We start from the raw sequence: 12708 nt of genomic DNA, 5'->3' as shown, positions 1-12708 counted from the left end.
CCAGCAATATGATGCGGACACCTATCGGCTGAGCACGCACACCGCGCAGCACAGGCCCGCGTAGAGCAGGAACCGTGGCCAGCCGCATGCCGGCGCCGCGAAGGCCCGCTTCATGGCCGCACCATCGCGTGTCCTTGCAGCCGCGGCAGGACCGCCGCCGCCGTCGATGAACGCACCGCCTCCCCGACGAACAGCAAGGTCGGATCGTGGTCGCTGATCGTATCGACCAGAAACGCGAGCGACGACAATCGCCCGCGAATGATCCGCTCGCCGGGCAGGGAGGCGTTGACCACGACCATCACCGGTGTGTCGGCCGCGCGCCCCGCCGCCATCAGCTGCTGCGCGATCGACGCGGCGGCGGAACGCCCCATGTATACCGCGAGCATCGCATCCGGTGCGGCAAGCGCCTGCCAGTCGAGATCGAGCGGTTCGCCGGCGCGGGCATGCGCGGTCACGAAGGTCAGTCGCCGTGCCGCGCCGCGCAGCGTCAACGACGTACCCGCCGACGCCACCGCCGCACTGGCGGCGGTGATGCCGGGGCAGATGCGGACCGGCACGCCCGCCGCGGTGCAGGCCGCGACCTCCTCCGCGGTGCGGCCGAAGATCGCGGGATCGCCGCCCTTCAGCCGAACCACGCGGCGGCCGTCGCGCGCGGCCGCGACGATCAGCGCATCGATCGTCGCCTGATCCTTCGAATGACGTCCCGATCGCTTTCCCACCCCGACGCACTCGGCCGCCGAAGACGCAAGGTCGAGCACGCCTGCCCCGACCAGGGCGTCGTAGAAGATCACCTCCGCCGTCGCGATCAGGCGCGCGGCCTTGCGCGTCAGCAGTTCGGGATCGCCGGGGCCGGCACCCACCAGCCATACGGTACCGGCCGGGAAGTCGTCATGCGGCATGGGTCTTCTCCTCGGCGATCAGCCGCGCGAGCGCGGGGCGGCAGGAACCGCAATTGGTACCGGCGCCGATCGCGGCACCGATCGCTGCGACATCGGTCAACCGGTGGTCGCGGATCGCGGTAACGATCGTGCGCATCCCGATGTCGAAGCAGGCGCAGACGATCGCCCCACGATCCACCGCCGCACCCGGCGCGCGACCGGCCAGCAGGGTCGCGCCGGCCTGCGGTGCGGACAGCTGCGCGATCAACCAGTCGCGCGCGGGCAGTTCGCCGCTTTCGGTCAGGAACAGCGCGGCGATCAGGCGTCCGTCGGCAAGAACGGCGATCCGGCGGGTGCCGCGCGCATGGTCGACCGCTTCGATCCGCTCGCCCGGCGGCAGGATCGCCTCGATCGCAAGACAGCCACCATCGCCCGCCAGTTCCCACAAGCTACCCGATGGCACCGCGACACGGGTCGCCCACAGACAGTCGGGCCGCTTCGTCGCCTCGCCCGCGAACAACGCGAAGCCGCGCCATTGCGTCGCCACCGCCGCGATCGTCGCTGGCGTCGCCTTGAACCCGGGCTGGCCGGACAGGGGATCGGCCAGCGGGCGCGGCAGCAGGCCGGTACGCCCGCCGCTCGACGTCTGGTCGGTCCAGTGGATCGGCACGAACAATTCGCCGGCGCGCTGCGTGGTGACGACAGCCGCGCGGTAGACACTCTCACCCTGCGGCGTGACCACACGCGCCAGACCGCCATCAACGATCCCGCACCGGACCGCATCGTCGGGATGCAGTTCGACCAGCGGCTCGGCACGGTGACGGGCGAGTTTCGGCGCCAGCCCGGTCCGCGTCATCGTATGCCAGTGATCGCGGTAGCGCCCGGTGTTGAGCGTCAGCGGCCATTTCGGCAGTGCGGCCGACAGCGGCTTCTGCGCCACCAAGACCAGCCGCCCCCGCCCGTCCGGGGTGGCGAAGCGGCCGTCCGCAAACGGCGTGCCGCCCCAACGAAAGGGCGCGAGGTAGTCGTAACCGGCGTTGCCGCCGCCGCCCTGCCCCGGCAACACGAACATGCGCTGCCCATCGTTGCCGTAGCGCGACAGGCGCACATGCTCGCGCCAGATATCGGCGGGGCGATCATAGGCGAAGGCGGATTTCCAGCCCATGCGCTGCGCGACCTGCGCCATGATCCACCAGTCGGGCTTCGCCTGGCCGGGCAGAGGGAACAGCGCACGCTGGCGGCTGACGGTGCGCTCCGAATTGGTGACGGTGCCATCCTTCTCGCCCCACGCGGCGGCGGGCAGACGGACGTGCGCGAACGCGCCCGTGTCGGTATCGGCCATCACGTCGGAGACGATCACCAGCGGGCAGGCGGCCATCGCCTCACGCACGCGCGCGGCGTCCGGCATCGACACGGCCGGGTTGGTCGCCATGATCCACAGCGCCTTGATCCGCCCCTCGCCCACCGCGCGGAACAGGTCGACCGCCTTCAGCCCCGGCTTCGCGGCGATGGTCGGCGACGCCCAGAAACGCTGCACCAGCGCGCGGTTCTCGGGCGCGAAATCCATGTGCGCCGCCAGCGTCGTCGCCAGCCCGCCCACCTCGCGCCCGCCCATCGCATTGGGCTGTCCGGTGATCGAGAAGGGCGCTGCGCCGGGCTTGCCGATCCGCCCGGTGGCGAGATGCAGGTTGATGATCGCATTGACCTGATCGGTGCCGGCCAGCGACTGGTTGATGCCCTGGCTGAACATCGTGACCGTACGCGGCGTGGCGGCGAGCAGTTCGTAGAAGCGCCGCAGATCGGCGGCGGGCACATCGCAGGTGCGCGCGACCGACCACAGATCATGCCCATCGGTCAGCGCGTCCCAGAAGCCGTCCGGCACCGCGACGTGATCGGCCAGAAACGCATCGTCCAGCACCCCCGCCTCGCGGCACCATGCGAGCGCGCCGTTCATCAGCGCCACGTCGCTGCCTGCCCGGATCGCGAGATGAAGATCCGCCTCTTCCGCCGTCTCGGTACGCCTTGGGTCGATCACCACCAGCTTCGCGCCCACCTCGCACCGCGCGCGGATGCGCTGGTAGACGACCGGATGGCACCATGCGGTGTTCGATCCGACCAGCACGATCAGGTCGGCGGCATCGAGATCGTCATAGGAGGCGGGCACCACGTCCTCACCGAACGCGCGGACCTGCCCGGCCACGGCGCTGGACATGCAGAGCCGCGAATTGGTGTCAATATTGGCGGTACCGATGAACCCTTTCATCAACTTGTTCGCGACGTAGTAATCCTCGGTCAGCAACTGGCCCGACACGTAGAAAGCGACGCTGCCCGGACCGTGGCGCGCGATCGTATCGCGCAGCCGCCGCGCGACATGGTCCAGCGCCTTGTCCCACGAGGCGCGGCGATCGCCGATCATCGGGTGAAGCAGGCGCCCCTCCAGCCCGACCGTCTCGCCGAGATGCGTGCCCTTGGAACACAGCCGTCCATGGTTGGCGGGATGGTCCGGATCGCCTTCGATCCGCACCTGCCGCTCACCCGTCACCGTGGCGCGGATGCCGCAGCCGACGCCGCAATAGGCGCAGGTGGTGCGGATCATCGCCGCCCCTCCACCCGACAGCAGCCGGGCGCATCGGCGGCCGTACAGCACCCGTCCGCCCGCCCCCGGGCTTTCCCGTGCAGACCGGCGCGGTTCACGCTGCTGCCTTCAACGTGCTGGCGCGACAGATCAGGACGCGGCCGCCCGTCACCTTCACCGGGACGACCGGCGTACAGCCGCGGTCCTCGCCGAGCGCTTCGCCGGTCGCCAGGCTGATGCGCCAATTGTGCAGCGGACACGCGACCGCACCGCCATGCACGATACCCTGGCTGAGCCGGCCGTGCTTGTGCGGGCAGCGATCGCGCAGCGCGAACACGCGGTCGTCGCCAGTGCGGAACACCGCGATGTCGTCGCCGCCGGCAACCTGCACCGTGCGGCTGCCACGCAGCGGGATCTCGTCCACCTGCCCGATATCCAGCCACTCACCGATCATGCCAATTCCCCTTGCGGCTGGAAGCGCGCCATCGGCGCATGATGCTCGCGTTCCGCCCCCGCGACGCGCTGCGCCCAGGGATCGTCCTGCATGAACTGCTGCGAGAAGAAGAACCGCCCCGCAAGTTCGGCGCGGGCCGCGGCATCGGGCAACAGCCGCGACTGGAGGTACGACAGCCCGACCCGCTCGATCCACGGCGCGGTGCGCTCAAGGTAGCGCGCCTCCTCGCGGTACAACTGGATGAAGGCGGCGCACATCTCCATCGCCTCCACCTCGGTCTCGACCTTGCACAGCAGGTCGGTGACCCGCACCTTGATCCCGCCGTTGCCGCCGACGTGCAGTTCGTAGCCGCTGTCGACGCAGATGATACCGAAGTCCTTGATGGTCGCCTCGGCGCAATTGCGCGGGCAGCCGCTGACCGCGATCTTGAACTTGTGCGGCATCCAGCTGCCCCAGGTCGCGCGTTCCAGCTTTACCCCCAGCCCGGTAGAATCCTGCGTGCCGAACCGGCACCATTCGCTGCCCACGCAGGTCTTCACCGTCCGCAACGACTTGCCATAGGCATGGCCGCTGACCATTCCGGCGGCGTTCAGATCCGCCCAGACTGCGGGCAGGTCCTCCTTTTTGATCCCGAAGATGTCGAGCCGCTGACCGCCGGTCACCTTGACCATCGGCGCATCGTATCTCTCCACGACATCGGCGATCGCGCGCAGTTCACGCGGGTTGGTCAAGCCGCCCCACATCCGCGGGACGACCGAATAGGTGCCGTCCTTCTGAATGTTGGCGTGCATCCGTTCGTTGACGAAGCGGCTCTGCTGGTCGTCGACATAGTCGCCGGGCAGCGCACACAGCAGATAGTAATTGAGCGCGGGCCGGCACGAGGAACAGCCGTCCGGCGTGGTCCAGTGCAGTTTCTGCATGACTTCGGGGATCGCGCGCATGCCCTGCGCCACGATCTCGCGCCGTACGTCGTCGTGGCCGAAGCTGGTGCATTTGCACATCGTCTTCGGGCCGGACTCCACTTCCGCACCCAGCCGCAGCGCGAGCAGGCTTTCGACGATGCCGGTGCACGAACCGCAACTCGCCGATGCCTTGCAGCCGCCGCGCACCGCGTCGAGGCTGTGCGCGCCACCATCGATGCAGGCCAGCACCTTGCCCTTGGAAACGCCGTTGCAGCCGCAGATTTCCGCATCGTCGGAAAGCGCCGCAACGGCCGCCCTAGGGTCCGCTTGCCCCCCTCCGGAGGCGAAGGCTTGCCCGAAGATCAGCGCGTCGCGGATGTCCGCGATGTCCTCGCCCTTCTTCAGAAGATCGAAATACCAGTTGCCGTCCGCGGTATCGCCGTACAGCACCGCGCCGACGATCCGGTCGTCACGGACCACGACCCGCTTGTAGATGCCGCGGCTGGCATCACGCAGGACGATGTCCTCCGCGCCGTCGCCGCCCGAAAAGTCGCCGGCGGAAAAGACGTCGAGCCCGGCGACCTTGAGCTTGGTCGAGGTCGGCGCGGGGCGATAGCCGCTGTGCGTCTCGACAAGGCCGTCGGCGAGCGCGCGGCACATGTCCCACAACGGCGCGACCAGGCCGTAGACCTGCCCGTCATGCTCGACGCATTCGCCGACCGCCAGCACGTTCGGATCGGAGGTGACCATATGGTCGTCGACCCTGATCCCGCGCCCGACGTCCAGCCCGGCGTCACGCGCCAGCGCCACCGATGGGCGAATGCCGACCGCCATCACCACCAGGTCGGCGCCGATCTCGGTCCCGTCCTTCAGGCGGACCGCCTCGACGTGATCGGTGCCGAGGATCGCGGCGGTGTCCGCGCCGGTCACGATCGTCTGCCCGCGCGCCTCCAGCGCGGTGCGGAGCAGCCACGATGCCGCCTCGTCCAGCTGCCGCTCCAGCAACGTCGGCATCAGGTGGAGCACCGTCACGCTCATCCCGCGCAACGCAAGGCCGTGCGCCGCCTCCAGACCGAGCAGCCCGCCACCGATCACGACCGCGCGCCCGCCCTTCTCCGCCGCGGCGAGCATCGCGCCGACGTCGTTCATGTCGCGAAAGCCGATCACGCCGGGCAGGTCCTTGCCCGGCACCGGAATGATGAACGGGTCGGACCCCGTGGCGATCAGCAGCCGGTCATATGCCACCACGATCCCGCCGCGGGTGGTGACGGTGCGCATGTCGCGGTCGATCCCGGCGACGGGGTCGCCCGCCAGCAGCGTGACGCCGTTGTCATCATACCAGTCGCGCCCGTTGATGACGATCTCGTCGAAGGTCTTCTCCCCCGCCAGCACCGGCGAGAGCATGATGCGATTGTAGTTCACGTGGTGCTCGGCACCGATGATCGTCACGCGGTAGCGCAGCGGATCGCGGGCGAGCAGTTCCTCGATCGCGCGGCAACCGGCCATGCCGTTGCCGACCACGACCAGATGCGGCCGTTCGTCGTCTTGCGCGCTGGTGATGGGTTCGTGTTTCATGGATGATCCCGTTCGTTCGAGTGGCGGTGCGGGGGTCAGATCCGGACGCCGTCGGCGGTGCCCCAGCGGGCGCGCCAGCCGCGCTTCACGATCGTCAGACCGGCCAGCGCAGCCAGTGCGAGTGCGGCGAAGATCAGGAAGCCGGGGGCGAAGCTGCCCGTCCATTGCTTGGCCAGTCCCAGCGAGGACGCGAGATAGAAGCCGCCTACACCGCCGGCCATGCCGACCAGCCCCGTCATCACGCCGATCTCCGCGGCAAAGCGCTGCGGCACCAGCTGGAACACCGCGCCGTTGCCGACGCCCAGCGCCAGCATCGCGATGACGAAGCACGCCAGCGCGGCCGGGAACGTCGCGGCCATTCCGACCCCGACCAGCGCAAGCGCGGCGAGCGCGAAGACCACGGTCAGCGTCCGTACCCCGCCAATCGCATCGGCCAGCGCGCCGCCCATCGGGCGCACCAACGATCCGGCGAAGACGCAGGCGGCGGTCGCGTAACCGGCGTGAATCGTGGTCAGCGCGAAGCGGTCGGTAAAATAAATCGGCAGGCTGGCCGCCAGCCCGACGAACCCGCCGAACGTCACCGCGTAAAAGGCCATCAGCCACCACGCATCGCCCTGGCGGAGCGGCGAAAGATACTCGCCGAGGCGCTTGGGTGCCGGCGCGCCGGGCGCGTCCTTGGCCACCGCCATATAGAGCACGAAGACGATCGTCAGCGGGATGCACGCCAGCCCGAGCACCGCGTTCCAGCCGAACAACGCCGCAAGCGCCGGGGCGAACAGCGCCGCGAAGACGGTGCCCGAATTGCCCATGCCGGCCAGCCCCATGGCCTTGCCCTGATGCTCGGGCGGATACCAGCGGCTGGCGAGCGGCAGCGCGATCGCGAAACTGGCACCGGCGAAGCCGAGGATCACGCCCAGCACCAGCGTGCCAGCGAAACTTGTCACGCCCAGCGCCCATGCCGCGAGAAGGCCGAAGATCACGATCAACTGGCTGATCGCGCCGGACCTTTTCGGTCCGATCCGATCGACTAGCAATCCGTTGACGACGCGCAACGCGGCACCGGCCAGCGTCGGGACCGCAACCATCAATCCCTTTTGCGCAGGGCTTAGCGCCAGTGCCAGCGCGATGTCCGGGGCCAGCGGCCCCAGCAGCACCCACACCATGAACGCCAGATCGAAGTAGAGGAATGCCGCCACCAACGTGGGCGTGTGGCCGCTGGCCCAGAAGCCGCCGCCCGCCTGCCCGGCCACGCCCTTTTTACCGTTCCCGTCGCGATCCCAGAACGCCGTCGCCATCGCCCGTGCTCCAAACAGAAAAAAGCCGCCAGAACAGCGGCCCTTGCGGGTGCGTTCTGGCGGCGTCGTTGCCTCCGTACGGATGCGGGCATCGTGCCCCGCTCCGCCAGCGAAACCTCCCCGGCGCTGGAGAGGCGTGTCGCTGCTATCTCGTGCCCGGCATCGTTGCCCGACGATTGCAAAGCTGCCTGATTCGCGCCGCCGACACAAGCCCCATTCGCACGTGCAGCATCATCAGTTCACGGAAGGCTGCCGAGATACCCGGCGATGTCGTCGGGATCGAAGGCGCGACCGTCGAAGAAGCCGTCTTGCCCCAGCATCAACCGCCCCTGTGTCGAGCCGGCACCGATCGGCGTGTGCAACGCGCCTTCCAGCTTGGAGCTGGCATTGGGCAACGGCGCGCTCGATCCCGCCAGCGCCGCGCGGTAGATGTCCGGGCGGAACACGGATTGCGCGCGCGCCGCGTCGTCCGGGGCGTAGGCCGACCCATCCCAGCGCACCATCTGCGCGTAGAGCCATGCCGCCTGGCTGCGCCACGGGAAGTTCGCCGCCTCGCGATGCTGGAACATGAAGTCGGGATAATGGATCGGTTCGGCGCCGGGCACGACGCGGATGCGATCGGTGATCGCGCGCATGATGGTGTCGAACGGCGCGTCCAGATATTCCGGCCGCGCCAGCAGGGCGGCGCTGTCCGCGACCGTATCCGCGCGCACGAAATGCACCGCTGCGGCATGAAGCGCACGAAGCAGCGCGGCGAGCGCGTCAGGGCGCGTGGCGGCGGTATCGGCCTTCAGCGCCAGCACCTTCTCCACGCCGCGCCGCCATATCTGCGCGGTGGCGAGCGCGATGCGTCCGACCCCGCGGTCGACCGCAATGGCGTTCCATGGCTCGCCCACGCAAATCCCGTCCACCTCGCCCGCGGCCAGCGCGTCGGCGGCGAAGGTCGGGCTGGTGACCGTGATCGCCACATCCTCGTCAGGCCGTATGCCCACGCCCGCCAGCCAGTAGCGTAGCATGTAGTTGTGGCTGGAGTAGCGGTGGACGACCCCGAACCGCAGCGGCCGCCCTGCGGCGCGACGAATTGCCGCCACCTCCTTCAGCGCCGCGCCCAGCGCCACGGGATCGCCAAGCGTGTCGCCCAGCCCGCAAGCGTCGCCAAGCGCGGTGGAAAAGGTGATCGCATTGCCGTTTAGGCCCAGCACGAACGGCACGGTCACCGGCACGGCCGGACGATCGCGCCCCAGCGCGGTGGCGATCGCCAGCGGTGCGACCATGTGCGCCGCATCGGTATGGCCATACAGCAACCGGTCGCGCACCGTCGCCCAGGTGACGTCGCGCACCAACTCGATCCGCACACCCGCCGCCGCGGCGAAGCCGAGTTCGTGCGCCAGGATCGGCAATGCGGCGTCGACCAGCGGAACGAAGCCGATGCGGAAGGTCTCGGCGCTCACGGCAGGTCTCCCATCAGCGCCTCGCTGGTCACGATCGCTTCCGCCACCTCGGCGATGCGACGGTTCGATTTCATCGCATGACCACGCAGCAGCGCATAGGCACCCGGTTCATCCAGTCCGCGACGCTTCATCAGGATCGCCTTGGCGCGATCGACGGCCTGGCGATCGGCCAGCGCCGATTTCGCCTCCGCCAGTTCGGCCTGGAGCCGCGAAAATGCCGCGAAGCGCCGGATCGCCAGGTCGAGCACCGGCTTGATCCGCTGACGCGCCAGCCCGTCGACGACATAGGCCGACACGCCGGCATCGACCGCCGCCATCGTCGTCTGCTCATCCGACTGGTCGACGAACATCGCGATCGGGCGGGACAGCGCACGCGACATGGCGAAGAAATCCTCCAGCGCGTCGCGGCTGGGATTTTCGAGGTTGATCAGCACGACTTCCGGGGCGCACCGCTCCACCTGCGCCGCCACCGGTCCTTCGGGATCGATAACGACCAGATCGGTCAGCCCGGCGTCGCGCAATCCCTCCGAGATGATCGCGGCGCGCGTGGTGCTCGTATCGATGATCGCGATCCTCACGCCGGCCTGCCTATCTGCTGCTGCCGGGATCAGCCAGCCCCTTCGCCACCCGAAGGAACGAAAGCGGCGCGGCGCTTCTTCTTCATCGCGAAGGAGCGTCTTATGTCCCATGACGGTTACGATCGCGATCTGGAGCGCGCGCAGCTGGCTCTGGTCGAGGCGCAGGTGGCCGCAGCGGCGTCGGGCGAACGCGTCGTCATCGTGCTCGAAGGGCGCGACAGCGCGGGCAAGGACGGCGCGATCAAGCGGATCGTCGAGCATCTGTCGGTGCGCCTGACGCGCGTCGTCGCCTTACCGAAGCCATCCGACCGCGAACGCACGCAATGGTATTTCCAGCGCTACGTCGCGCACCTGCCCGCCGCCGGGGAAATCGTGATTTTCAACCGTTCGTGGTACAATCGCGCCGGCGTCGAAGTCGTCATGGGGTTTTCGACCCTGGCCGAGCAGGTGGAGTTCCTGCGCGACGCACCCGATTTCGAGCGGATGCTGGTCGAAAGCGGCATCCGGCTGATCAAGCTGTGGCTGGATATCGGCAAGGACGAACAGGCACGGCGCCTGAAGGCGCGCAAGACCGACCCGCTCAAACAACTCAAGGTATCCGACATGGATGCCGTCGCGCAGGATCGTTGGGCCGATTACTCCGCCGCGCGCGACACGATGCTGATGCGCACGCATACGCCGCTGGCACCGTGGCATTGCGTCCACGCGGATCACAAGAAAGCCGCACGGCTCGCGATCCTCCGCTATCTCGTCCATGCCATCGCGCCCGCGACGATCGCGGCGGACGTTCCGCTCGCCACGCCGGACGTGCTGTTCTCGCTCGAAGCAGCGGCCGTCGACGATGGTCGCCTCGCCCCGTAACACGCGCGTTCCGCAAATACCGGGGCCGGCACCGAATTGGGCCACATGCGGCTTGGCGTAAACGGACAGCTATCCCTACGCTGCGCGCTGCGGCAGCGAGGGGCCCAAGACGATGCTGTTCATACACGTCGCGTCATCGACCATCGCCGCCAGCGTCGCTGCGGCGCAGACCCTCGATCCGGCGGCCGCCACCGACGCCTATCTCGCGACGGTCGGTGTCGCGGCAAGGGCGCGATCGAACGCCTATTTCGAAGGCGGCTATTGGCTGATCCTCTGGAGCGCCCTGATCGACACCGCCGTCCTTTGGGCGCTACTTCGCTACGGATGGGTCGCGCGACTCTCCGTCCGCGCCGGGCGGCTTGCGCGCGGACGAACGGCGATGCGCACCTTTTTCTTCACGCTCCTCTTCACGGCATCGGTCGAATTGCTGACGTGGCCCTGGACGCTCTACGTCGATTGGTGGCGCGAGCACCAATATGGTATGTCGAACCAGACTTTCATGGGCTGGTTCGGCGACTGGGCGACCGGCGCCGCGGTCGGGATGGTCATCGCGGCCGGCGCGTTCCTCTGCCTGCTGACCCTTTATCGCAAGCTGCCGCATAGCTGGTGGGCGTGGGGCACGCTTGCGAGCGGAGCCTTCCTGACGCTCGGTATGATGCTGACCCCGGTGTTCCTCGCCCCGTTGTTCAATCGCTACACGCCGATGCCTCCATCACCGTTGCGGAGCCAGATCCTGCAGATGGCGCAGGCCAATGGCGTGCCAGCGGAAAACATACTGGTGGTCGACGCTTCGCGGCAGACGAAGCGCATCTCCGCCAACGTCGCGGGCATCGGACCCACGGTGCGGGTGGCGCTGAACGACAACCTGTTACGACGCACCTCCCCGGCGGAAGTGCGCGCGGTGATGGGGCATGAACTGGGCCATTACGTCCTGGGCCATACTGCATCGTTGCTGGTCGGCTTCACCCTTATCGCGGGCCTGTTCCTGGTCGCGCTGGACCGCGTTACCCCGTGGCTGGTCGCCCGTCACGGGGCGGATTGGCGGATCGGCGGGCGTGACGATCCTGCTATTCTCGCGCCCGCCCTTATCGTCGCGGTGATCGGCGGCGTGCTGCTGACCCCTGTCACCAATTCCCTGATCCGCTTCCATGAGAAACAGGCGGATTATTTCGGCATCAATGCCTCGCGGGCTCCGGATGGCTGGGCGCGCGTATCGCTGAAGCTGGGCGAGTACCGGAAGCTGGAGCCGTCAGCGCTCGAAGAAGCCGTCTTTTTCGATCACCCCTCCGGTCGCACGCGCATCCTGATGGGCATGCAATGGAAGGCGCAACACCGGGGCGAACCGGGGGTCGACTGAGACCACCGGCGCGGAACGACGAAGACCGTTGCGAAATCGGGGCCTTGCGTGGCGAGGCGGTCGGCGCAAACATGAGCGATGCGGTCCACGTTGCTGCTGCAATTCGTCAGGCGACCGTCGCGCAAGCGCCGCCGACGCCTCCGCTGACGGCGGCGACATCGCCCGTCGCTTCATCGCCATGGCCCGCACGCGACGCATGGTTCGTGCTGCGTGACGTACGCTTCCGCTCTGGCGAGACACTTTCCGAAGTGCGGATAAGCTACACGACTGTCGGCCAGCCGCACCGCGACGCACGCGGACAAATCGACGACGCCGTGATGATCTTGCACGTCGCCGGCGGCGCGGGGCGGCACTTTATCAATCCGGTCTTCGCCTATGGACTCTATGGTCCAGGACAGCCGCTGGGTATCGCGCGCTACTGGATCATCTTTCCCGACGATATCGGGCATGGGAAATCCTCCAAGCCGTCCGACGGGCTGCGCATGCGTTTCCGAAATACGATCATGACGACATGGTGGAGGCGCAATGTCGGTCGCTGCATGACGGAACCGGAATCCGGCGCATGTGCCTCATCATGGGCGCTACGATGCGGTGCATGCACACTCTGGTGTGGGGCGAGGCTCATCCGGCGTTCGCGCGCGCACTGATGCCGCTTGCCTGCGAACCGGTAGTGATCGCAGGGCTGAATCGTATGTGGCGACAACTGGCCATCGCCGGGATCAGGGCCGACCCCGCCTGCACAAACGGCGAGTACCGGATCCAGCCGAGACGAGGCGTTTGCA

The 12708-nt window shown here is 68.1% G+C and carries 10 protein-coding genes; 3 read left to right on the top strand and 7 right to left on the bottom strand.

The annotated features are described in order from the left end of the window. Window positions 1-110 precede the first annotated feature (110 nt). The 7 genes from cobA to ASE95_RS11810 all read right to left on the bottom strand — a co-directional run bounded on the left by cobA (window position 111) and on the right by ASE95_RS11810 (window position 9708). On the bottom strand, window positions 111-899 hold the full coding sequence (cobA, locus tag ASE95_RS11840; RefSeq protein WP_056636435.1) for a uroporphyrinogen-III C-methyltransferase: 789 nt from the start codon (window positions 897-899) through the stop codon (window positions 111-113). Next, a complete protein-coding gene (locus ASE95_RS11835) occupies window positions 889-3474 on the bottom strand; it encodes a nitrate reductase (protein WP_056636433.1) in 2586 nt (861 codons plus the stop codon). Before ASE95_RS11835 ends, cobA begins: the two co-directional genes overlap by 11 nt. A gap of 94 nt (window positions 3475-3568) precedes the next feature. After that, a complete protein-coding gene (gene nirD / locus ASE95_RS11830; protein ID WP_200918813.1) occupies window positions 3569-3907 on the bottom strand; it encodes a nitrite reductase small subunit NirD in 339 nt (112 codons plus the stop codon). Continuing rightward, a complete protein-coding gene (nirB, locus tag ASE95_RS11825) occupies window positions 3904-6384 on the bottom strand; it encodes a nitrite reductase large subunit NirB (protein WP_056636431.1) in 2481 nt (826 codons plus the stop codon). The genes nirD and nirB overlap by 4 nt, the downstream gene beginning before the upstream one ends. 35 nt (window positions 6385-6419) lie before the next feature. Beyond that, window positions 6420-7679, bottom strand: a complete 1260-nt coding sequence (locus ASE95_RS11820) for a nitrate/nitrite transporter (RefSeq protein WP_056636429.1) — start codon at window positions 7677-7679, stop codon at window positions 6420-6422. Between the two features lie 239 nt (window positions 7680-7918). Further along, the gene (locus tag ASE95_RS11815; protein WP_056636427.1) at window positions 7919-9130 is read right to left on the bottom strand and encodes an ABC transporter substrate-binding protein; all 1212 of its coding nucleotides are present in this window, start codon (window positions 9128-9130) and stop codon (window positions 7919-7921) included. Next, window positions 9127-9708 (bottom strand): ANTAR domain-containing response regulator, encoded by a 582-nt coding sequence (locus ASE95_RS11810; protein ID WP_056636848.1) that lies wholly within the window; start codon window positions 9706-9708, stop codon window positions 9127-9129. The genes ASE95_RS11815 and ASE95_RS11810 overlap by 4 nt, the downstream gene beginning before the upstream one ends. A 102-nt stretch (window positions 9709-9810) precedes the next feature. On the opposite strand from ASE95_RS11810, the gene ppk2 reads away from it, so the two are divergent. The 3 genes from ppk2 to ASE95_RS18510 all read left to right on the top strand — a co-directional run bounded on the left by ppk2 (window position 9811) and on the right by ASE95_RS18510 (window position 12573). After that, window positions 9811-10569: a polyphosphate kinase 2 gene (gene ppk2, locus ASE95_RS11805; RefSeq protein WP_056636425.1), complete on the top strand. Its 759-nt coding sequence runs from the start codon at window positions 9811-9813 to the stop codon at window positions 10567-10569. 112 nt (window positions 10570-10681) lie between these two features. Then, on the top strand, window positions 10682-11926 hold the full coding sequence (locus ASE95_RS11800) for a M48 family metallopeptidase (RefSeq protein WP_082450102.1): 1245 nt from the start codon (window positions 10682-10684) through the stop codon (window positions 11924-11926). 71 nt (window positions 11927-11997) lie between these two features. Continuing rightward, complete coding sequence (locus ASE95_RS18510) at window positions 11998-12573, top strand: hypothetical protein (protein WP_327196716.1); 576 nt, start codon at window positions 11998-12000, stop codon at window positions 12571-12573. Window positions 12574-12708 lie beyond the last annotated feature (135 nt).

This window comes from Sphingomonas sp. Leaf231 (assembly GCF_001421995.1).
GTDB lineage: Bacteria > Pseudomonadota > Alphaproteobacteria > Sphingomonadales > Sphingomonadaceae > Sphingomonas.
This window is presented reverse-complemented; position numbering and strand designations above follow the sequence as displayed.

What these genes read in the sequence shown, in the direction of transcription:
- cobA (WP_056636435.1), bottom strand. Translation starts at nt 899, where the DNA reads ATGCCGCATGACGACTTCCCGGCCGGTACCGTATGGCTGGTGGGTGCC.
- ASE95_RS11835 (WP_056636433.1), bottom strand. Translation starts at nt 3,474, where the DNA reads ATGATCCGCACCACCTGCGCCTATTGCGGCGTCGGCTGCGGCATCCGC.
- nirD (WP_200918813.1), bottom strand. Translation starts at nt 3,907, where the DNA reads ATGATCGGTGAGTGGCTGGATATCGGGCAGGTGGACGAGATCCCGCTG.
- nirB (WP_056636431.1), bottom strand. Translation starts at nt 6,384, where the DNA reads ATGAAACACGAACCCATCACCAGCGCGCAAGACGACGAACGGCCGCAT.
- ASE95_RS11820 (WP_056636429.1), bottom strand. Translation starts at nt 7,679, where the DNA reads ATGGCGACGGCGTTCTGGGATCGCGACGGGAACGGTAAAAAGGGCGTG.
- ppk2 (WP_056636425.1), top strand. Translation starts at nt 9,811, where the DNA reads ATGTCCCATGACGGTTACGATCGCGATCTGGAGCGCGCGCAGCTGGCT.
- ASE95_RS11800 (WP_082450102.1), top strand. Translation starts at nt 10,682, where the DNA reads ATGCTGTTCATACACGTCGCGTCATCGACCATCGCCGCCAGCGTCGCT.
- ASE95_RS18510 (WP_327196716.1), top strand. Translation starts at nt 11,998, where the DNA reads ATGAGCGATGCGGTCCACGTTGCTGCTGCAATTCGTCAGGCGACCGTC.